Here is a 689-nt window from a genome sequence, read left to right as displayed (position 1 = left end):
AGATATACCTCTTTCTTAACTATGCTTATTTTACCTCATATTTTCGAGATCCTTAACAGGTTCTAACAAAATATAACATTCAATCAAACGAAATATTCCAAGCTATATCAAGCAATAATAGACTAGTGGGAGCTGGGTCACTGGCCGGTAAATATTCGATTAAAATATCAGGGTTATTAAAAGATATAGAAGATATTATGAATATTCCTATTAGATCTCAAGGCGATGCAGTTTTGAGAATCAAAGATATAGCAAAAGTATACCCTAGGTTTGAGGATCACCAAGGATTTGCTCGCATTAATGGATTACCTAGTGTCATGCTAGAAATTTCAAAACGTAACGGAAAAAACATAATAGACACAGTAAATCAAGTAAAATACTTAATGGATAAGGCAAAAGATCAATTACCTGAAAATTTAAAAGTGGTGTACTTAAACGACCAGTCAAAAAACGTCCGCGATGTGCTTGATGACTTGGAAAACGGCATAATATTTGCTGTGTTGTTAATATTGATCATAATGATGCTTTCTATGGGAACAAGGATTGCTATTCTTGTGGCACTCTCGATACCCGGTTCCTTTCTCATTGGGATAATAGCTCTTTACTTTATGGGTATAACCTTAAATATCGTTGTGCTCTTCAGTTTAATTATGGCTGTTGGCATGCTGGTTGATGATGCAATTGTGATC

The 689-nt window shown here is 34.5% G+C and carries 1 pseudogene; it reads left to right on the top strand.

Annotated features, from left to right (window positions below):
- Window positions 1-59: 59 nt before the first annotated feature.
- A pseudogene (locus tag OZD63_RS05605) lies at window positions 60-689 on the top strand (efflux RND transporter permease subunit); the annotation flags it as partial.

The organism is Wolbachia endosymbiont of Drosophila leontia (assembly GCF_028981785.1).
Classification (GTDB): domain Bacteria; phylum Pseudomonadota; class Alphaproteobacteria; order Rickettsiales; family Anaplasmataceae; genus Wolbachia; species Wolbachia pipientis.
The sequence above is the reverse complement of the archived record's forward strand: the minus strand, read 5'-3'. Positions and strand labels throughout refer to the sequence as shown.